The following is a 17,264-nucleotide window of genomic DNA, read 5'->3' as shown; positions in this document are numbered from 1 at the left end:
CAGAGGTGAATCTAGGTGCCATGAGCATTGCGAAATCCTCCGGTCCCCTCCTCGTGATCAGCGCGCACGCGGGCGACTTCGTCTGGCGGGCGGCGGGCGCGATCGCCCTGGCCGCCGAGCGCGGCGACCGCGCCAAGGTCGTCTGCCTCAGCTACGGCGAGCGCGGCGAGTCCGCGCGCGCGTGGCGGGAGGGCAAGCGGCTGGACGAGATCAAGAAGATCAGGCGCGCCGAGGCCGAGGCCGCCGCGGCGGCGCTCGGCGCGGAGATCGAGTTCCTGGACGCCGGCGACTACCCCCTGATCGAGAGCCCCGAGCTGGTCGACCGGCTGGTGCGCGTCTACCGCGAGGTCGAGCCGACGGTCGTCCTGACCCACCCCCTCGTCGACCCCTACAACGGCGACCACCCGGCCGCCGCGCGGATGGCGCTGCAGGCGCGGGTGCTGGCGCAGGCGATCGGCTACGACGCGCCGGGCGAGCCGCTGGGCGCGCCGCCGGTGTTCTTCTTCGAGCCGCACCAGCCCGAGCAGTGCGACTTCAAGCCGAACGTGCTGCTCGACATCACCCCGGTGTTCGAGCGCAAGCGGCGCGCGATGGAGTGCCTGCCCGCGCAGCAGCACATGTGGGACTACTACACCTCGCTCGCCAAGCGCCGCGGCGTCCAGCTCAAGCGGAACGCGGGCCCGAACCTGGGGCTGCCCGTCGACACGATGGCCGAGGCGTACGTCCGGCTGTACCCGCAGACGACGGGGGAGCTGGCATGAGGACGGTCGTGGTCACCGACCCGCCGCGCGCCGACTTCGCGCAGGTGGACGTGCTCGCCGCGTTCGGCGTTGCGACGGTGCACGAGGCCCTCGGCCGCACCGGCTGCCTCGGCCCCGGCATCCGGCCCGTGCACCTCGGGTCGCGGATCGCCGGGACGGCCGTGACGGTCCTGTCGTGGCCCGGCGACAACCTGATGATCCACGTGGCCGTCGAGCAGTGCCGTCCCGGCGACGTCCTCGTCGTGGCGACGACCTCGCCCTCGACCGACGGCATGTTCGGCGAGCTGTTCGCGACGGCCCTGCAGCACCGGGGCGTCCGGGGCCTGGTGATCGACGCGGGCGTGCGGGACGTCGCGGAACTCCACGCGATGGAGTTCCCGGTGTGGTCGGCGGCGGTCTGCGCGCAGGGCACGGTGAAGGCGACGCCGGGCGCCGTGAACGTCCCGGTCACCATCGGCGGGCAGGTGATCCGCCCCGGCGACGCGATCATCGCCGACGACGACGGCGTCATGTGCGTCCCGCGCGGGCGCGTCCCGAACGCGGTCGCCGCCTCGCACGCGCGCGAGGAGAAGGAGGAGGCGACGCGCGCCGCGTTCCGGCGCGGCGAGCTCGGCCTCGACCGGTACGGGCTCCGCGACCGCCTCCCCGGGATGGGCATCGAGTACGTGACGTACGCCGACTACGAGGCGGAACGCGCCGCCGAGGACGGGGCGGCGCGCGTGACCGACCGTCACGGCGGGGGCGGTGGCGGGGACGGCGTGGGCGGGGACGGCGTGCGGTGCATGCTCATGCGGGGCGGGACGTCGAAGGGCGCGTACTTCCGCGCGGACGACCTGCCATCCGACCCCGCCGAACGCGACGACCTGCTGCTGCGCGTCATGGGCACCCCCGACCCGCGGCAGATCGACGGGATCGGCGGCGCCCACCCGCTGACCAGCAAGGTCGCGGTGGTGTCGCGGTCGGACGCCGCGGACGCCGACGTCGACTACCTCTTCCTGCAGCTCGGCGTGGACGAGCCGACTGTCGGCGACCGGCAGAACTGCGGCAACCTGCTCGCCGGGATCGGGCCGTTCGCCGTGGAGCGCGGCCTCGTCGAACCCGGCGCCGCGGAGACGATCGTCCGCATCCGGATGCTGAACTCGGGGAGCATCGCCACCGCGACGTTCGCCACGCCGGGCGGCCGCCCGGAGTACGCGGGCGGCACCGCGATCTCCGGGGTGCCCGGCACGGCCGCGCCGATCCTGCTCGACTTCGAGGGCACCGAGGGATCGGCGACCGGCGCGCTGCTGCCCACCGGACGCGTCCGCGACGTCATCGACGGCATCGAGGTGACCTGCGTCGACAACGGGATGCCGGTCGTGGTCGCCGCCGCGTCCGACTTCGGCGTCACCGGCGACGAGACCCCCGCCGAACTCGAAGAGCGGCTCGGTGACCGCGTCCAGTCGCTCCGCGTGCAGGCCGGGAGGCTGATGGGGCTCGGGGACGTCACCGGCGCGTCCGTCCCCAAGACCACCCTCGTCGCCCCGCCCCGCGCCGGCGGGACGATCGGCACCCGCACCTTCATCCCGCTGCGCGTCCACGCCTCCATCGGGGTGCTGGGCGCCGTCACGGTCGCGACCGCCGTGCTCCTCGACGGCGCCGTCGGCCACGACCTCGCCGAACTCCCCGTCCTCGGCGAGCCGCTCGGCATCGAGCACCCCACCGGACGCCTCGACGTCGACATCCGCCTCGACGCCGGGGACGGCGGCGTCCCGCGCGTGCGGCGGGCCGCGATCGTCCGCACCGCCCGCAAGCTCTTCGACGGCACCGTGTTCCCGAGACCCCCCGGAGCCCCCCATGGAACCTGACCGTCCGCCTGTCCAAGCCCCCGCCCATGAGATCGCGCACGTCGGCCACGTCGAGCTGCTGACGCCCGAGCCGGAGAAGAGCCTGTGGTTCTTCACCCGCGTCATGGGCCTCACCGAGAACGGGACCGAGGGCGACTCGGTCTACCTGCGCACGTGGGACGACTACGAGCACCACTCGCTGAAGCTCACCGCGCACCGCACGTCCGGGATCGGGCGGACCGGGTTGCGGACGTCGAGCCGGGAGGCGCTCGACCGGCGCGTCCGGGCGATCGAGGACGCGGGGCTCGGCATCGGCTGGCGGGACGGCGACCCCGGACTCGGCCCCGCCTACGTGTTCCGCGACCCCGACGGGCACGAGCTGGAGATCTACTGGGAGTCGGAGTGGTACGAGGCGCCGCCCGAGCTGGCGCCGTCGCTGAAGAACCAGGCGCAGGCGTACCCGGCGCTCGGGGTGTGCGTCCGGCGGCTCGACCATGTCAACTTCCTGGCGGCCGAGGTGGAACCGAGCACCGAGTTCCTCCGGGACGTCCTCGGGGCGCGGCCCACGGAGCAGATCAGGCTCGACGACGGCGTGATCGCCGGTCGCTGGATGACGTTCACGAACAAGTCGTACGACCTCGTCTACACGCGCGACCGGACGGGCAGTAACGGGCGCTTGCACCACATCGCGTTCGCGACCGACACCCGCGAGGACATCCTCCGCGCCGCCGACATCTTCCTCGACAACGACGTCTTCATCGAGACGGGCCCGCACAAGCACGCCATCCAGCAGACGTTCTTCCTGTACGTCTACGAGCCGGGCGGTAACCGGATCGAACTGTGCAACCCGGGCGCCGGCTGATCCTCGCCCCCGACTGGCGGACGATCACCTGGACGGAGGCCGAGCGCGCCAAGGGGCAGGCGTGGGGGCTGCGGACGATCGAGTCGTTCCACACCCACGGCACCCCGCCGGTGCCCTGACGATCACTTCTCCGCGGCGAGCCGCTCCAGCAGGTCGCGGCTCGCCGCGGCCATCGCGTTCGGCACGTCGAGCTCGTCCAGCATGTCCGCCGCCGCGCGCATCTCGGCGGCCCGCCGGACGGCGTGCTTGTACGTCCCGCTCACCAGCCGGTCGACGGTCGGCTCGCCCGCGCGGACCAGCTCGTCGACGATGTTGTCGCGCAGCCAGTCCTCGCACCCGGCGGCCCGCGCCGCCTCCAGCGCCTCGACGACCGAGGCCGCCAGGCCCTTGAAGAAGACGCTGCGCAGCAGCTTGCGGCCCGCCGCCGCGCCGCCTCGCCGGGCAGCACCTCGACGGACGCGCCGAGCACGTCAGGCACCCGGGCGACGTCCGCGGCCGCGCCGCCGCTGGCCAGCAGGGGCGTGCGCAGCCCGCGGCCGGGCACCGGCGCCATGATCGCCACGTCGGCGAACCGGACGCCGCGCGCCCCCGCCAGCCCGTCCAGTTCCCGCTTCAGGCTGGGCAGCCCGGTGTTGAGGTCGGCCCAGACGACTCCGTCGGCGGCCTCGCCGAGCCCTTCGGCCCCGTTGCGGAACGCGTCCACGGCGTCGTGGGCGCTGTTGACGCTCAGCACCAGCGCGGCACCGGCCACGGCCTCCGCCTCGCTCGCCGCGGCGCGACACCGTCCGGCGCGCGACGGCGGGGTCGTAGCCGAGGACGCGCGCGCCGCGTCGACCAGATCGCGGGCGAACGCCCCGCCCGCCTCGCCGAGGCCCAGAACCGTGATGATGGGGTCGCCGGACATGTGACCTCTCCCTGCTGGGCGTACGAACTCGTCTCCGGATAGGGTAGGTCATCAACAAAATTGGCGACAATCTGGAGGGTCAGTGCCGGAGTCAAGCCCGACCGCCCCGGTGGCCGCCCGGATCAGGGAGGCGATCCTCGCCGGCGAGTTCGTCCCGAACCAGCGCCTGATCGAGGCCGACCTGTCCGACCGGTTCGGGGCCGGACGCGCAGCGGTGCGCGCCGCGCTGCTCGAACTGGCCAACGAGGGCCTCATCGAGCGCGTCCAGAACCGCGGCGCCCGCGTCCGCGCCGTGTCCCTCGCCGAGGCCATCGAGATCACCGAGGTCCGGATGGTGCTCGAAGGGCTGTGCGCCGCCAAGGCCGCCGAGCGCGCCACCGACGCCGACATCGCCGACCTGCGGAGCATCGGCGAGGGAATGCGGGCCGCCGTCGCGTCCGGCGACGTCTTCGGCTACTCGGGGCTGAACCAGCGGCTGCACGGGCGCGTCCGCGAGATCAGCGGGCAGGGGACGGCGTCGGACGTCCTCGAACGGCTCCGCGCGCAGAACGTCCGGCACCAGTTCAGGCTCGCCATGCACCCGGGCCGCCCGCAGACGTCCCTGCCCGAGCATCTCGCGATCATCGAGGCGATCGCCGACCGCGACCCGGCCGGAGCCGAACGGGCCGCGCGCGCGCACCTCGGGAGCGTCCTGGAGACGCTGCCGAAGGTGCTGCCCGAAGACAACCGCTGACAATTCCCCCCGGAATCCCTTCGAAATCCCTCCCGATCCCACCCGGAAAAATCGGTCGCTCTCCGGCCATTCCACCGGCTACGGTCACGGGGCCGCGATGCGGCGTATCCGCGTGCGCGGCAGGTCGTCATTCCCGAGACCCGAAGGAGGGCAGATTTCGATGACCACAACTTTCCTGGGTGCGGCCGGGGTTCGCAACATCGGCATCATGGCCCACATCGACGCCGGGAAGACCACGACCGCCGAGCGGATCCTGTTCTACACCGGCGTCTCGCACCGCATCGGCGAAGTGCATCACGGCGCCGCCGCGCTCGACTTCATGAAACAGGAACGCGATCGCGGCATCACGATCGGCTCCGCCGCCACGACCTTCCACTGGTCCGTGGACGGCGCCGACCACACCGTCAACCTGATCGACACCCCGGGCCACGTCGACTTCATGATCGAGGTCGAACGCTGCCTGCGCGTCCTCGACGGGGCCGTCACAGTGTTCGACGGCGTCGCCGGGGTCGAGCCGCAGTCGGAGACCGTGTGGCGGCAGGCCGACCGGTACGGCGTTCCGCGCGTCTGCTTCGTCAACAAGCTCGACCGCGCGGGCGCCGACTTCGCGCGCTGCGTCGGCATGATCGCGACCGGCTCGGCGCCGTCCCGCTCGTCCTGCAGTTGCCGATCGCGCCGAGGCCGGGTTCGCGGGCGTCGTCGACCTCGTCGCGCTCCGCGCGCACGTGTGGACGGACGAGGCGGACGAGCCGTACGAGGTCACCGCGGTACCGGACGACCTCGACGGCGAGGCCCGCGCGTGGCGAGCCCGGCTCGTCGACACGATCGCCGAGCACGACGACCGGTTCCTGGAGCAGTACCTAGAGGGAGAACCGACCCAAGAGCAGGTGCACGCGGCGATACGGCGCTTGACGATCGCTTCGAAGGACGGCGATGTCACCGTCACGCCCGTCCTGTGCGGCAGCGCGTTCAAGAACAAGGGCGTGCAGCCGCTCCTGGACGCGATCGTCCGGTACCTGCCCTCGCCGCTCGATGTCGGGGACGCCGACCTCGCGACGGCGCCGCTGTCCGCGCTCGTCTTCAAGATCACGAGCGACCGGCACCTCGGGCGGCTCGCGTACGTCCGCGTCTACACGGGCCTGCTCGAATCCGGCGGCACGGTGCTGAACAGCGTCAAGGGCCGACGGGAGCGGATCGGCAAGGTCTACCGGGTGCACGCGGGCGAGCGCCGCGAGATCGGCGCTGCCGGGGCGGGCGACATCGTCGCGGTCATGGGGCTCAAGCAGACCACGACCGGCGAGACGCTCTGCGCCGAGGCGCACCCGGTCGTCCTGGAGTCCATGGACTTCCCCGAACCGGTCATCGAGGTCGCGATCGAGCCGCGCACCAAGGCCGACACCGACCGGCTCGGCACCGCGATCCGGCGGCTCGCCGAGGAGGACCCGTCCTTCCGGGTGCGCGCCGACGCCGAGACCGGGCAGACCGTCATCGGCGGAATGGGGGAACTCCACCTGGAGATCCTGGTCGACCGGATGAAGGAGGAATCCGGCGTCGAGGCCAATGTCGGACGTCCTCGCGTCTCCTATCGCGAAACCATCCGGCGCCCGGTCGCGAACGTCGAGTACCTGCACCGCAAGCAGACAGGAGGAAGGGGCCAGTACGCGAAGGTGAAGATTTCGGTCGAACCCATTGCGGACGGCTACGAATTCGTCAATCGCATCACCGGCGGCCGTATCCCGAAGGAGTACATCCCTTCCGTGGACGCGGGCTGCCAGGAGGCGATGGGCGCGGGCGTCCTCGCCGGGCACGAGCTGACGGGCGTGCGCGTGACGCTCGTCGACGGCGACTTCCACGTCACCGACTCGTCCGAGCTCGCGTTCAAGATCGCGGCGACGCACGCGTTCGCCGCGGCCGTCCGGCGGGCCGCGCCCGTCCTGCTCGAACCGGTGATGTCCGTCGAGGTCACCACCCCGGAGGAGCACATGGGCGCGGTCATCGGCGACCTCAACGCCCGCCGCGGCCGCGTCGAGGACACCCGCGACCGCGCCGGCGCCCGGGTCGTCCGGGCGCTCGTGCCGCTGGCGGAGATGTTCGGGTACGTCGGCGACCTGCGCGGCATGACGTCCGGCCGCGCGGTCTTCACGATGGAGTTCGACTCCTACGCCGAGGTCCCCGCGCACATCGCGGCCGACCTCGTCTGACGGGAGCCGGGCCCGGTCGTCGCCGCGCCGACCGGACCGGGCGGTCAGGCCGGGAGCGCGTCGCGCAGGCCGGTGCGGAGGCGGCGCGACTCGTCCGGGGAGAGCGCCGCCTCCTCCAGGCGCTCCCAGGTGTCCAGCAGGTCGGCGGCGGCCACGCCGATCCCGAGGGCGCCGTGGACGAGGCACACCCGGTCGTCGACGACCGGGAACTCCAGGATGTCGAACGAGCCGTCCAGCCCGGCGTGGGCGCGACGGACGTCGGGATGACGCGGACGGTGCCGCGTTCCGAGCGCGTTCGGCCGCGCCGAGGTCGAGCAGCCGGTCGAGCTGCCCGCGCATGACGGACGTGTCGTCGGTCGGCAGCGACATCGCGGACTCGTCGACGATCACGTCGTAGGTCCGGGGCCGCCCGCCGGGCCGCCGGCGCTGCCGGTTGTCGAGCAGGTCCCACTCCTCGTCCTCGTCGAGGCCCAGGTCGTCGGCCCAGAAGCCCATGCGCCGTACGCCTCGGTGCGGACCAGTTCGGGGACGAGCCGGAGCCCGAGCGTGCGGATCCGCGTCGCCTCCGATTCGAGCGTGAGCAGGTCGCGGACGAGCGCCTTCAGCCGTCCGACGTGCCGTGCGAGCCACGGCGGGCTGTAGGGCCGCCGTACCCGTCGAGGATCTCGCGGACCTGCTCGGGCGCGACGGGCTCGAAGCCGGTCTCCACGCGGGCCGGCCAGTCCGCGTCGCGGTCGAGCACGCCCGCGGCGTCCCCGTACGACAGCTCCAGGATCTCGCGGATCTTCCGGAGCTGCATGCCCACGCTGCGGGCGTTGATGTTCGGGGCGCGGTAGCCGACCGGCATGACGCCACCGAAAGTTACTCCGCGATGACACGGCGCGGGGGCGGGTCGGGGAAACGCGGCGCCGGAGCGCTCCCGTAATGTGGCCCCGAAGTCACGTCGTGGGAGGTTCCGGATGGGCGAGACGGTACAGGCGGACATGCGGGCGAACACGGACGCATGGGAGCAGACCCTCCGGTCGTCCCTCGATCTGGCGGCGACGCTCGACGCCGCCGACTGGGACCGTCCGACCGAATGCCCGGGATGGACGGTCAAGGACCAGTTCTCCCACCTCGTCGGCATCGAGCGGGCGCTGCTGGGCGACCCGGAGCCGCGGCTCGACGTGCCCGAGTTCGACCACGTCCGCAGCGAGTTCGGCAGGGCCCTCGAAGTCGCGGTGCACGCGCGGCGCGGCGTGCCCGGCCCCGAGGTCGCCGCCGAACTCGCCGAGACCCTCGACCGCCGCCTCGCCCAGTTGCCCGGCATCGACGGCGGGCAGGCGCTGACCCTCCCGAACGGCAAGGAGGGCACCTACGCCCGGCTGATGGCGTTCCGCGCGATGGACTGCTGGACGCACGAGCAGGACGTGCGGCGCGCCGCCGGCCGTCCGGGGAACCTGGACGCGCCCGCGGCGCACTGCCTGTGGAGCATCCTCGGGATCGGGCTGCCCCTCGTCGTCGCGCGCTTCGCGAAGGCGGGGCCGGGCGCGTCCGTCCTGTTCACGATCGCGGGGCCGCCGTCGTTCCGGTCGGCGATCGCCGTGAACGCCGACGGCCGCGGCGTTCCGGCCGACCCCGAACCGGCGGAGTTCACCGTCGAGCTGGACATGGACCTGGAGACCTACCTCCGGCTCGCCGCCGGGCGCTGCGCGCCGGAGGCCGTCGCCGTCCGGACGAAGGGCGACCCGGACCTCGCCTCCCGCATCCTCGCGAACATGGCCCTGACCACCTGACCGCCCGGGGCGGTTACGCCGGGAAGGCGGAGGACAGGAGCGCGGGGGACTCCTCGCGGCCGTCCAGGACGCGGTTGGTGCGGGTGACGGCCCGCCACCGGCCGGGGTGCGGCGCAGCTTCCAGTGGTTCGCGGTGGCGCGGCGCAGGACGAAGCCGTCCGGGGTCTTGACGATCATGAGCGTGTAGCCGACGGCGGTGGCGTCGTCGCCGGTGACGGTGACGTGCGGCGGGCCCGCGAAGTGCGCGCAGCCGCCGGCGATCCACCGCTGATGGTTCGCCGAACGGACCATGGCCTCGATCTCCGCCGGGCTGCTCATGAGGATCTCGTCGACGTCGTAGACGCCGTCCTCGTCCCAGATGGCCGCGACCTCGGGCGCGCGGCCGCTGTCGACGAGGGGCGCGTAGGACAGGATCAGCCGGGTGATCTCGCGCTCGTCCTCAAGCGCGCGCAGGCGGGTCTCCAGGGCGGCGAGGCGGGCCTCGTGGCCGGTGCCGGGTTCGCTCATCGGACGTCTCCGAAGGTCAGGCCGCAGTCGAGCTCGCGCAGGGCGGCGAGCTGCTCGCGGTAGTGGTCGGGGGAGTCGGACACGAGCCGGACGCCCGCGACCGTCGCGCCCGCGTCCCGCAGCCGGCGCAGGGCCGACGCGGCGGCGTCCGGGTCCTTGACCGGGTCGAGCGGACGGGACGGGCCGAGGACGACCTCGAAGCCGGCGGGCGGTGCGGCGTCCGCGAGCATCGACTTGAGCTCGTCGAGGGGGAGTCCGAAGGGGACCCACCCGTCGGCGTTCAGGGCGCGGCGGAGGGAACGGGCGGTGCGGCCGCCGATCCAGATGGGGACGTGCTTCTGGACGGCGTGCGGTTCGACCACGAGTCCCGAGTAGTCGTAGTGGGGGCCGTGGTATTCGGGTGTCCGCTGGGACAGGGACGCCTGGAGGGCGGCCAGCGCGTCGTCCGCGCGCGCGCCGCGTCCCTTGAAGGGCGCGTCGAGGAGGTCGAACTCCTCCTGGAGGCTGCCCACGCCGAGGCCCAGAGTCACGCGTCCGCCGCTGACGACGTCGAGCGTGCCGTAGCGCTTTGCGATCGCCAGGGGGTGGTGGTAGCCGAGCACCAAGACCTGGGTGGCGAGGCGGATGCGGGTGGTGCGGGCGGCCAGGTAGCCGAAGGTGGCGAGCGGGTCCCAGTAGACGCCGCCGCGCTGCTCGGCGGCCTCGGTGGGGACCGCGACGTGCTCGCTGCAGGTGACGTGGTGGTAGCCGAGGCGGTCGGCCGTCTCGACGATCCGGGCGATCTCCTCGATGCCCGCGTGCCGCTCCCAGGCGGCGTGCCCGAGCGGCGGCTGGGCCACCACGGGCGTGACGATGCCGACGCGCATCGGCGCGGCTCCCTTCGGTAGGAAAACGTTCTAGCTGCCGGGCGGAGAGCGTCCTCGCCCTGGACAAGGTTCTACATGCTTGGCTGACCTGGTCTTACGTGACCCCTTCCGTTGCCACCCAGCGCTTGCTACATTCGGGGTAACAAGAATTCATTTCAGTCATGTTCCCCGGGAGGTGCGATGACCGAGCTCACGGTGGCCGGACGGCGGGAGACGCCGCCCTCGATGGTCGAGCGGATGACCCTGATCCTCGACGCGTTCAACGGTCCGTCGGCCCGGCTGACCTTGGAGGACGTCGCGCGCCGCACCCGGCTGCCGCGCTCCACGGCCCACCGGATCCTCGACCAGCTCGTCCGGCAGCGCTGGCTGTCGCATCACTCCTACGGCTACGGGCTGGGCCAGCGCGCCCTCGGGCTCGGCGGCCGCGACGGCGGGCACGGCAAGATCCGTGAGGCGGCGGCGCCGCTGCTGCACGAGCTGCAGGTCACCACCGGCCTGGTCGCGCACCTGGCCGTGCTGGACGGCGCCGAGGTCTTCTACCTCGACAAGCTGGGCGGCCGGCTCGCCACGTCCGTGCCGTCGCGGGTCGGCGGCCGGGCCCCGGCCCACTCGACCGCGCTCGGCAAGGCCATGCTGGCGTGGCTGGAGCCCGAGCAGGTCGACGCGCTGCTCGGCTCGGAGATCGCCCGGATGACCAGCCGCACCATCGGCGAGCTGGGCACGCTGCACCAGGAGCTGCACCGCATCCGGCAGCGCCGCGGCCTGGCGTTCGAGCGCGGCGAGTCGTTCCCCGGCATCGCCTGCGTGGCCGCCGCGATCCGCGGCGCCGAGGGGCCGGTCGCCGGCATCTCGCTGGTCGGGGACGTCCGCGCGCCGCTGGAGAACGTCGCGCCGCTCGTCGTCACCGCCGCCCGCGAGGCGTCGCAGGTGCTGTTCCCCGGTTCGGCCCCGTCCCGTCCGGACGGGAGGTCCGCGCGCGGCGGCCCGCAGTGGACCGTTCGTCCGAACGGGAGTGCTGGTCCGCCGAGACGATGAACCGGCTGCTGGCCGTGGACGGCCGCGGCGACTGGATGTGACGGAACCCCAGCCGGAGTTCCGGCCGGAAACCCGTACGAGATGGGATGTGACGCCGGGGACGGCGTCACATCCACCCCCACTGCCCGGCCCACCACGCGTCCGGCGCGTCCGGCGCCTCCGGGCCGACGGGCTCGTCCACGCCGAAGCGGCTGCGGAAAAAGACCATCGGACGTTCGAGCCGGTCCTCCGGCCGCTGCACGGCGAGCACCCGGCCGATCACCACGTCGTGGTCGCCGGCGTGGTGCACGTCCTGCACCTCGGCGTGGACGCCGAGCAGGACGTCCCGCAGCGCGGCGTACCCCCACGGGGAGACGTCGAAGGCCAGCTCCTCGAACTTGCGGCCCCGGCTCGACCCGAACCGCTGGCACAGGTCGCGCTGGTCCTCGCCGAGCACGTTGACGCAGAACCGCCCGGCGGCGCGGATCCGTGGCCAGGACCGGCCGCGCCGGTCGGCGCAGAACAGGATCAGCGGGGGCTCCAGCGAGACCGACGTGAACGACTGGCAGGCGAAGCCGATCGGCTCGCCGCCGTCGATCGCGGTGATGACGGTGACGCCGGTGGCGAATTCGGACATCGCCCGGCGGAACTCGGCCGGTTCGGGCGCGACGGTCATGGGGTCGCTGTGCGGCGGCGTGCTGAGCGCTGGTTCGGCTGGCATCGAGGCACCTCGGGTCGTCGCTGTACTGCTTCGGAACGTAAGCTCCGCCCGGCCCGCGGCGTGCGTCCGATCCCGTTGAGCGGAACGGGATCCGGCGCGGCCGGAGGCGGGCGGCGCGGGGCGGGATGTCCCGCTGATCGGGATCCGTAGCGGTGATCGAGCCACCCCCGGGCATACGTTCCGGTCAAGCCACCCTGAAGGACTGAGAGGCCATGCCAACGGAGCTGACGTACGACGCGACGCTGCGCGAGCTCGCCACCGACCAGGGCGTCCTGCGCTACCACGAGGCCGGTGAGGGCCCGCCCCTGCTGCTGCTGCACGGCTCGGGTCCGGGCGTGACGGGTTGGCGGAACTTCCGCGACAACCTGCCGCTGTTCTCCAAGCACTTCCGCTGCCTGATCCTGGAGTTCCCCGGTTTCGGGGTGAGCGATCCGACCGACCAGCACCCGATGATGGCCGCGCTTCCCGCGGTGTCGCGGTTCCTGGACGGCCTCGGCCTCGACCGGGTCGACGTCATCGGCAACTCGATGGGCGGCATCGTCGGGACGCGGTTCGCGCTGGCGCACCCCGAGCGCGTCGGCAGCCTCGTCACGATCGGCGGCATGGGCCGGAACATCTTCAGCCCGTCGCCCGGCGAGGGCATCAACCTGCTGATGGAGTTCACCGAGGAGCCCAGCCGCGAGCGTCTCGTCCAGTGGCTGAACTCGATGGTGTTCGACCGGCGGATGGTCACCGAGGAGCTCATCGAGGAGCGGTGGAAGCAGGCCACCGATCCCGACACCCTGGCCGCCGCCCGGCGCATGTACGGCAAGGCGCGATGGCCGCGACCTTCAAGGCGCAGGCGAAGTCGGACGAGCCGCCGTACTGGGCGATGCTGCACAAGCTCCAGGCCCGCACCCTCATCACCTGGGGCCGCGACGACCGCGTCAGCCCCATGGACATGATGCTGGTGCCGATGCGGACCATCCCGGACGTGCAGGTCAACATCTTTCCGAACTGCGGGCACTGGGTGATGATCGAGCAGAAGGCCGCCTGGGAGAGCGCGGTCCTGGCGTTCCTCACCGGCCCCCTCGGCGAGGGGAGCGGCTCGTGAGCGCGGAGACCGGCTGGGACCACGAATACGACCTCGTCATCGTCGGCAGCGGCGGCGGCGGGATGGCCGCGGCGCTGACCGCGCACGAGGAGGGCCTGAGCGTCCTCGTCGTGGAGAAGGGCAAGAAGTTCGGCGGCAGCACCGCGCTGTCGGGCGGCGGGATCTGGATCCCCAACAACCCGACGCTGCGGGCGCGCGGCCACGACGACAGCCGCGAGTCGATCCGCCGCTACCTCGACCTGCTGACCGAGGGGCGCGTCCCCGCCGCCCGCCTCGACGCCTACGTCGACAACGGCCCGGCCGCGATGGAACTGATCTCCAAGAGCAAGTGGATGCAGTTCTTCTGGACCAAGGGCTACGCCGACTACCACCCCGAGCTGGAGGGCGGACGGCCGCTGGGCCGGTCCATCGAGGCCAAGCCGTTCGACACGCGCAAGCTCGGCGACGACGAGAAGTACCAGCGGCCCAACAACATGAAGGGCCCGCTGGGCCTGTGGATCACCAGCAAGGACTACCACGACCTGGCCATGGCCAAGCGGACGTGGGCGGGCCGCCGCGCGACGATGATCGCGGCGTGGCGCGTGTCGTCCAACATGATCCGCCGCCGCCACATGTCGACCGGCGGGCGCGCGCTCGTCGCGCGGATGCGGATGGCGCTCAAGGACGCCGGGATCCCGCTGTGGCTGAAGACGAAGATGACCGAACTCGTCACGGCCGAGGACGGGACGGTCACCGGCATCGTCGTCGAGCGCGACGGCGCGCCGGTGCGGCTGCGCGGTCGGCGCGGCGTGCTGCTCGCGACCGGCGGGTTCGACCACAACCAGCGGATGCGCGACGAGTACCTCCCCGAGGGCGGCCGCGAGGACTTCGCGATGGGCGCGCGGGAGAACACCGGCGACGGCATCCGCCTCGGCGAGGGCCTGGGCGCGGCGCTGGACTTCATGGACGACGCCTGGTGGATGCCCGCGGTGCGGCACCGGCCGGGGCGACGATCCCGCTGGTGTCCGAACGGGCCATCCCGCGAATGGTCATCGTGTCCACGGAGGGGAAGCGGTTCACGAACGAGGCCGCCCCGTACGTGAACTTCGTCCACGACCAGCTTGAGGGCGGGCACGTCCCGTGCTGGTTCGTGATGGACGCCAAGACGCGCGCGCGCTACCCGTTCGCGCAGATCCTCCCGGGTGCACCCATCCCGAAGGGGTTCTACGACAAGGGAATCGTGTTCAAAGCCGATTCGCTGGACGAACTCGCGAAGAAGATCGACGTCCCTGCGGACGCACTGGGCGAGACCGTCCGGACCTTCAACGAGTACGCGCGCGCGGGCAAGGACCCGGAGTTCGGCCGTGGCGAGAGCGCCTACGACCACTACTACGGCGACCCGAACCTGAAGAACCCGAACCTGGACGTCATCGAGTCCGCCCCCTACTACGCGTTCCGGCTCGAAGTCGGCGACCTGGGCACCAAGGGCGGCCTGGTGTGCGATGAGCACAGCCGGGTCCTGCGCGCGGACGGTTCGGTGATCCCCGGCCTTTACGCGACGGGCAACACGTCCGCGTCGGTGATGGGCAACGAGTACGCGGGACCGGGCGCCACCATCGGCCCGTCCATCGTGTTCGGCTACATCGCCGTCCGGCACGCCGCGGCCGAGGGCGGGCAGGAGGCGGCCGGGGCACCGGCCGGCAAGGCGGAGCGGGCATGACGTCGCTCAAGGCGCGGGTCGTCGAGGTCGTCCGCGAGACGGCCGACGCGCACTCGCTCGTCCTGGAACCGGCCGAGGGCGACCGCGACCGGTTCCGGTACAAGCCCGGGCAGTTCCTGACGGTCCGGGTGCCGGCGCCGGACGGCTGGGCGGCGCGCTGCTACTCGCTGTGCAGCTCGCCGGTCACCGACGACCGGCTCAAGGTGACGGTGAAGCGGGTCGCGGGCGGGCTCGGGTCCAACTGGATCTGCGACAACGTCACCGCGGGCGACGTGCTGGAGGTGCTGCGGCCGTCCGGCACGTTCACCCCCGCGTCGCTGGACGCGGACCTGCTGCTCCTCGCGGGCGGCAGCGGCATCACCCCGGTCATGTCGATCCTGAAGTCGTGCCTGGCCGGGGACACCGGGTCGGTCGTCCTCATCTATGCGAACCGGGACGAACGGTCCGTCATCTTCGCGGACGAACTGCGGGCGCTCGCCGCCGAGCACGGCGAACGTCTCACGGTCGTCCACTGGCTGGAGTCGGTGCAGGGGCTTCCCACTGAGTCGGGCATACGCGCGCTGGCGCGCGCGCACGCCGACCGTGAGGTGTTCGTGTGCGGCCCCGGCGCGTTCATGGACCTCACGTCGGCGGCGCTCAAGGGCCTCGGCATGAAGGTCCACGTCGAGCGGTTCTTCTCGCTCGCCGCCGACCCGTTCGAGACCCCGGAGGGCCCCGGCCCGGCCGAGGCGGGCGACGGGACGGCGGGCGGCGACGGCGACGCGGGCGAACCCGCCGAGATCGAGGTCGAGCTCGACGGCGAGACCCGCACGCTGCCCTGGCCCCGGTCCGAACTGCTCCTCGACACCCTGCTGCGGGCCGGGGTCGACGCCCCCTTCTCGTGCCGCGAGGGCTCGTGCGCCGCGTGCGCCTGCGTCGTCCTGGAGGGGGAGGCGGCCATGGACGCCAACACCGTCCTCGACGAACAGGACCTCGCGGACGGGCTCGTCCTCGCCTGCCAGGCCCGAGCGGTCGGCGACCGGCTCAAGATCACATACGACGGCTGACCGCGGCGCCCCGGCACCGCGCACGACATCACGGGAGACAGGCGATGACCAACCGCGTCCTCGACACGATCATGGAACACGCGGAGGAGATCCGCGAGCTCGGCCCCGTCAACGAGAAGCTCGGCAAGCTCGACGACAAGGCCGCCAAGGTGCTGCGCGACGCCGGCGTCATCAAGATGCTGCAGCCGGCGACGCACGGCGGGCTCGAAGTGCACCCGCGGGAGTTCGCCGAGACCGTCATGCAGATCGCCTCCCTGGACGGCTCGACCGGCTGGGTCGCCGGGATCGTCGGCCTGCACCCGTGGGAGATGGCCATGGCCGACCCGAAGGTGCAGCAGGAGATCTGGGGCGACGACCCCGAAACCTGGATCGCGTCCCCGTACGCGCCCATGGGCGTGGCCCGTCCCGTGGACGGCGGGTACATCTTCAACGGCCGCTGGCAGTTCTCCTCCGGCACCGACCACTGCGACTGGATCTTCCTCGGCGCCATGCTGGGCGACAAGGACGGCAAGGTCGCGCAGCCGCCGAACTCGCTGCACATGATCCTGCCCCGCTCCGACTACGAGATCGTCGAGGGCTCGTGGGAGGTCGCCGGGCTGAAGGGCACCGGCAGCAAGGACATCATCGTCCGCGACGCGTTCGTCCCCGAGTACCGGACGATCCCGTTCAACAAGATCATCGACGGTACGGCGCCGCGCGAGGCCGGGCTGACCAACCCGACCTACCTCATGCCGTTCTCCTGCGCCTTCCCCCTCGGTATCACCTCCGCCGTGATCGGGATCGCCGAGGCGCCCTCGCCCACCACCTCGCCTACCAGCGGCAGCGCGTCCAGATCACCGGCACCAAGATCAAGGACGACCCGTACGTGCTGTACGCGATCAGCGAGGCCGCCGAGGAGATCAAGGCGTCCCGCACCGCGCTGATCGACAACGCCTCGCGCATGTACGACAAGGCCGCCGCGGGCCACGACTTCTCGTTCGCCGAGCGCGCCGCCGGCCGCCGCACGCAGGTCCGAGCCGCGTGGCGGGCCGTCCACGCGATGAACGAGATCGTCGTCCGCTCCGGCGGCAACGCGATGCGCATCGACAACCCGATCCAGCGGTTCTGGCGGGACGCCCACGTCGGCCTGGCCCACGCCATCCACGTCCCGGGAGCCGTCTACCACGTCTCCGCCCTCACCGACCTGGACATCGAGCCCCCGCAGGGGCCCATGCGCTCGATGATCTGAGCGGGACCCACGCTCTCCCCGCCCGGCC

Annotated in this window: 20 protein-coding genes and 4 pseudogenes; 15 read left to right on the top strand and 9 right to left on the bottom strand. The window is 72.4% G+C overall.

All coding sequences use genetic code 11. The features are described 5' to 3' along the window. Window positions 1–20 precede the first annotated feature (20 nt). The 4 genes from BJF79_RS15160 to BJF79_RS60030 are packed head-to-tail and all read left to right on the top strand — an operon-like array spanning window position 21 to window position 3,568. Window positions 21–761 (top strand): PIG-L deacetylase family protein, encoded by a 741-nt coding sequence (locus BJF79_RS15160; protein WP_075898045.1) that lies wholly within the window; start codon window positions 21–23, stop codon window positions 759–761. Continuing rightward, entirely contained in the window at window positions 758–2,608 is a 1,851-nt protein-coding gene (locus BJF79_RS60035; protein ID WP_083733456.1) for a 4-oxalomesaconate tautomerase, read from the top strand. The genes BJF79_RS15160 and BJF79_RS60035 overlap by 4 nt, the downstream gene beginning before the upstream one ends. Further along, complete coding sequence (locus tag BJF79_RS15145; RefSeq protein ID WP_262402055.1) at window positions 2,598–3,449, top strand: VOC family protein; 852 nt, start codon at window positions 2,598–2,600, stop codon at window positions 3,447–3,449. The genes BJF79_RS60035 and BJF79_RS15145 overlap by 11 nt, the downstream gene beginning before the upstream one ends. Further along, on the top strand, window positions 3,428–3,568 hold the full coding sequence (locus tag BJF79_RS60030) for a hypothetical protein (protein WP_262402054.1): 141 nt from the start codon (window positions 3,428–3,430) through the stop codon (window positions 3,566–3,568). The genes BJF79_RS15145 and BJF79_RS60030 overlap by 22 nt, the downstream gene beginning before the upstream one ends. A gap of 3 nt (window positions 3,569–3,571) precedes the next feature. Here the strand turns inward: BJF79_RS60030 and BJF79_RS60025 are convergent, their stop codons facing one another. Continuing rightward, the gene (locus BJF79_RS60025) at window positions 3,572–3,748 is read right to left on the bottom strand and encodes a DUF1932 domain-containing protein (RefSeq protein WP_262402072.1); all 177 of its coding nucleotides are present in this window, start codon (window positions 3,746–3,748) and stop codon (window positions 3,572–3,574) included. Next, window positions 3,709–4,353: an NAD(P)-binding domain-containing protein gene (locus tag BJF79_RS15140; RefSeq protein ID WP_262402053.1), complete on the bottom strand. Its 645-nt coding sequence runs from the start codon at window positions 4,351–4,353 to the stop codon at window positions 3,709–3,711. The genes BJF79_RS60025 and BJF79_RS15140 overlap by 40 nt, the downstream gene beginning before the upstream one ends. An 82-nt stretch (window positions 4,354–4,435) precedes the next feature. Here BJF79_RS15140 and BJF79_RS15135 point away from each other — a divergent pair, with 82 nt between their 5' ends. Further along, window positions 4,436–5,086 carry a GntR family transcriptional regulator gene (locus BJF79_RS15135; protein ID WP_075898043.1) on the top strand — a complete coding sequence of 217 codons (651 nt, stop codon included), beginning with the start codon at window positions 4,436–4,438 and terminating at the stop codon, window positions 5,084–5,086. 160 nt (window positions 5,087–5,246) lie between these two features. Next, window positions 5,247–7,287: pseudogene (fusA, locus tag BJF79_RS15130) on the top strand (elongation factor G). Between the two features lie 44 nt (window positions 7,288–7,331). On the opposite strand, the pseudogene BJF79_RS55410 reads toward fusA, so the two are convergent. From BJF79_RS55410 to BJF79_RS55405, 4 genes and pseudogenes are all read right to left on the bottom strand, one after another. Then, window positions 7,332–7,538, bottom strand: a pseudogene (locus BJF79_RS55410) (Scr1 family TA system antitoxin-like transcriptional regulator); the annotation flags it as partial. Between the two features lie 55 nt (window positions 7,539–7,593). Further along, a pseudogene (locus BJF79_RS66905) lies at window positions 7,594–7,734 on the bottom strand (Scr1 family TA system antitoxin-like transcriptional regulator); the annotation flags it as partial. After that, the gene (locus BJF79_RS66900) at window positions 7,674–7,871 is read right to left on the bottom strand and encodes a Scr1 family TA system antitoxin-like transcriptional regulator (protein ID WP_410050087.1); all 198 of its coding nucleotides are present in this window, start codon (window positions 7,869–7,871) and stop codon (window positions 7,674–7,676) included. The gene BJF79_RS66900 and the pseudogene BJF79_RS66905, both read right to left, overlap by 61 nt. 17 nt (window positions 7,872–7,888) lie before the next feature. Next, complete coding sequence (locus BJF79_RS55405; RefSeq protein ID WP_075898041.1) at window positions 7,889–8,134, bottom strand: helix-turn-helix domain-containing protein; 246 nt, start codon at window positions 8,132–8,134, stop codon at window positions 7,889–7,891. Window positions 8,135–8,246: 112 nt separating this feature from the next. Here BJF79_RS55405 and BJF79_RS15120 point away from each other — a divergent pair, with 112 nt between their 5' ends. Then, window positions 8,247–9,062 (top strand): maleylpyruvate isomerase family mycothiol-dependent enzyme, encoded by an 816-nt coding sequence (locus tag BJF79_RS15120; RefSeq protein ID WP_075898039.1) that lies wholly within the window; start codon window positions 8,247–8,249, stop codon window positions 9,060–9,062. 156 nt (window positions 9,063–9,218) lie between these two features. Here BJF79_RS15120 and BJF79_RS66895 read toward each other — a convergent pair. Together BJF79_RS66895 and BJF79_RS15110 are read right to left on the bottom strand one after the other, a co-directional pair. Further along, a pseudogene (locus tag BJF79_RS66895) lies at window positions 9,219–9,569 on the bottom strand (nuclear transport factor 2 family protein); the annotation flags it as partial. Continuing rightward, window positions 9,566–10,435, bottom strand: coding sequence for a TIGR03619 family F420-dependent LLM class oxidoreductase (locus BJF79_RS15110; RefSeq protein WP_075898037.1), 870 nt, complete (start codon window positions 10,433–10,435; stop codon window positions 9,566–9,568). The pseudogene BJF79_RS66895 and the gene BJF79_RS15110, both read right to left, overlap by 4 nt. Before the next feature lie 180 nt (window positions 10,436–10,615). Here BJF79_RS15110 and BJF79_RS15105 point away from each other — a divergent pair, with 180 nt between their 5' ends. After that, window positions 10,616–11,470, top strand: a complete 855-nt coding sequence (locus tag BJF79_RS15105; RefSeq protein ID WP_187357004.1) for an IclR family transcriptional regulator — start codon at window positions 10,616–10,618, stop codon at window positions 11,468–11,470. Window positions 11,471–11,576: 106 nt separating this feature from the next. Here the strand turns inward: BJF79_RS15105 and BJF79_RS15100 are convergent, their stop codons facing one another. Next, a complete protein-coding gene (locus BJF79_RS15100) occupies window positions 11,577–12,170 on the bottom strand; it encodes a flavin reductase family protein (RefSeq protein ID WP_075898035.1) in 594 nt (197 codons plus the stop codon). 212 nt (window positions 12,171–12,382) lie between these two features. On the opposite strand from BJF79_RS15100, the gene BJF79_RS15095 reads away from it, so the two are divergent. Genes BJF79_RS15095 through BJF79_RS60005 form a run of 7 tightly spaced genes read left to right on the top strand, consistent with a single transcriptional unit; the run spans window position 12,383 to window position 17,236 of the window. Then, window positions 12,383–13,114: an alpha/beta fold hydrolase gene (locus tag BJF79_RS15095; protein WP_262402052.1), complete on the top strand. Its 732-nt coding sequence runs from the start codon at window positions 12,383–12,385 to the stop codon at window positions 13,112–13,114. Then, complete coding sequence (locus tag BJF79_RS60020; protein WP_262402051.1) at window positions 13,105–13,263, top strand: alpha/beta fold hydrolase; 159 nt, start codon at window positions 13,105–13,107, stop codon at window positions 13,261–13,263. The genes BJF79_RS15095 and BJF79_RS60020 overlap by 10 nt, the downstream gene beginning before the upstream one ends. Then, window positions 13,260–14,345: an FAD-dependent oxidoreductase gene (locus BJF79_RS60015; protein WP_262402050.1), complete on the top strand. Its 1,086-nt coding sequence runs from the start codon at window positions 13,260–13,262 to the stop codon at window positions 14,343–14,345. Before BJF79_RS60020 ends, BJF79_RS60015 begins: the two co-directional genes overlap by 4 nt. Then, window positions 14,297–14,962, top strand: a complete 666-nt coding sequence (locus BJF79_RS60010; protein ID WP_262402049.1) for an FAD-binding protein — start codon at window positions 14,297–14,299, stop codon at window positions 14,960–14,962. The genes BJF79_RS60015 and BJF79_RS60010 overlap by 49 nt, the downstream gene beginning before the upstream one ends. Further along, window positions 14,959–16,008 (top strand): ferredoxin--NADP reductase, encoded by a 1,050-nt coding sequence (locus BJF79_RS15085; protein WP_075898033.1) that lies wholly within the window; start codon window positions 14,959–14,961, stop codon window positions 16,006–16,008. The genes BJF79_RS60010 and BJF79_RS15085 overlap by 4 nt, the downstream gene beginning before the upstream one ends. 44 nt (window positions 16,009–16,052) lie before the next feature. Next, window positions 16,053–16,931: a hypothetical protein gene (locus BJF79_RS15080; protein ID WP_262402075.1), complete on the top strand. Its 879-nt coding sequence runs from the start codon at window positions 16,053–16,055 to the stop codon at window positions 16,929–16,931. After that, the gene (locus BJF79_RS60005; protein WP_262402071.1) at window positions 16,841–17,236 is read left to right on the top strand and encodes a hypothetical protein; all 396 of its coding nucleotides are present in this window, start codon (window positions 16,841–16,843) and stop codon (window positions 17,234–17,236) included. The genes BJF79_RS15080 and BJF79_RS60005 overlap by 91 nt, the downstream gene beginning before the upstream one ends. The last annotated feature ends 28 nt before the right edge of the window (window positions 17,237–17,264 follow it).

This window comes from Actinomadura sp. CNU-125 (assembly GCF_001942465.1).
GTDB lineage: Bacteria > Actinomycetota > Actinomycetes > Streptosporangiales > Streptosporangiaceae > Spirillospora.
This window is presented reverse-complemented; position numbering and strand designations above follow the sequence as displayed.

Coding starts and splice junctions, on each gene's coding strand:
- BJF79_RS15110 (WP_075898037.1), bottom strand. CDS start 10,435: ATGCGCGTCGGCATCGTCACGCCCGTGGTGGCCCAGCCGCCGCTCGGG.
- BJF79_RS15085 (WP_075898033.1), top strand. CDS start 14,959: ATGACGTCGCTCAAGGCGCGGGTCGTCGAGGTCGTCCGCGAGACGGCC.
- BJF79_RS55405 (WP_075898041.1), bottom strand. CDS start 8,134: ATGCCGGTCGGCTACCGCGCCCCGAACATCAACGCCCGCAGCGTGGGC.
- BJF79_RS60020 (WP_262402051.1), top strand. CDS start 13,105: ATGGACATGATGCTGGTGCCGATGCGGACCATCCCGGACGTGCAGGTC.
- BJF79_RS15105 (WP_187357004.1), top strand. CDS start 10,616: ATGACCGAGCTCACGGTGGCCGGACGGCGGGAGACGCCGCCCTCGATG.
- BJF79_RS15080 (WP_262402075.1), top strand. CDS start 16,053: ATGACCAACCGCGTCCTCGACACGATCATGGAACACGCGGAGGAGATC.
- BJF79_RS15160 (WP_075898045.1), top strand. CDS start 21: ATGAGCATTGCGAAATCCTCCGGTCCCCTCCTCGTGATCAGCGCGCAC.
- BJF79_RS15120 (WP_075898039.1), top strand. CDS start 8,247: ATGGGCGAGACGGTACAGGCGGACATGCGGGCGAACACGGACGCATGG.
- BJF79_RS15140 (WP_262402053.1), bottom strand. CDS start 4,353: ATGTCCGGCGACCCCATCATCACGGTTCTGGGCCTCGGCGAGGCGGGC.
- BJF79_RS15145 (WP_262402055.1), top strand. CDS start 2,598: ATGGAACCTGACCGTCCGCCTGTCCAAGCCCCCGCCCATGAGATCGCG.
- BJF79_RS15095 (WP_262402052.1), top strand. CDS start 12,383: ATGCCAACGGAGCTGACGTACGACGCGACGCTGCGCGAGCTCGCCACC.
- BJF79_RS60035 (WP_083733456.1), top strand. CDS start 758: ATGAGGACGGTCGTGGTCACCGACCCGCCGCGCGCCGACTTCGCGCAG.
- BJF79_RS15100 (WP_075898035.1), bottom strand. CDS start 12,170: ATGCCAGCCGAACCAGCGCTCAGCACGCCGCCGCACAGCGACCCCATG.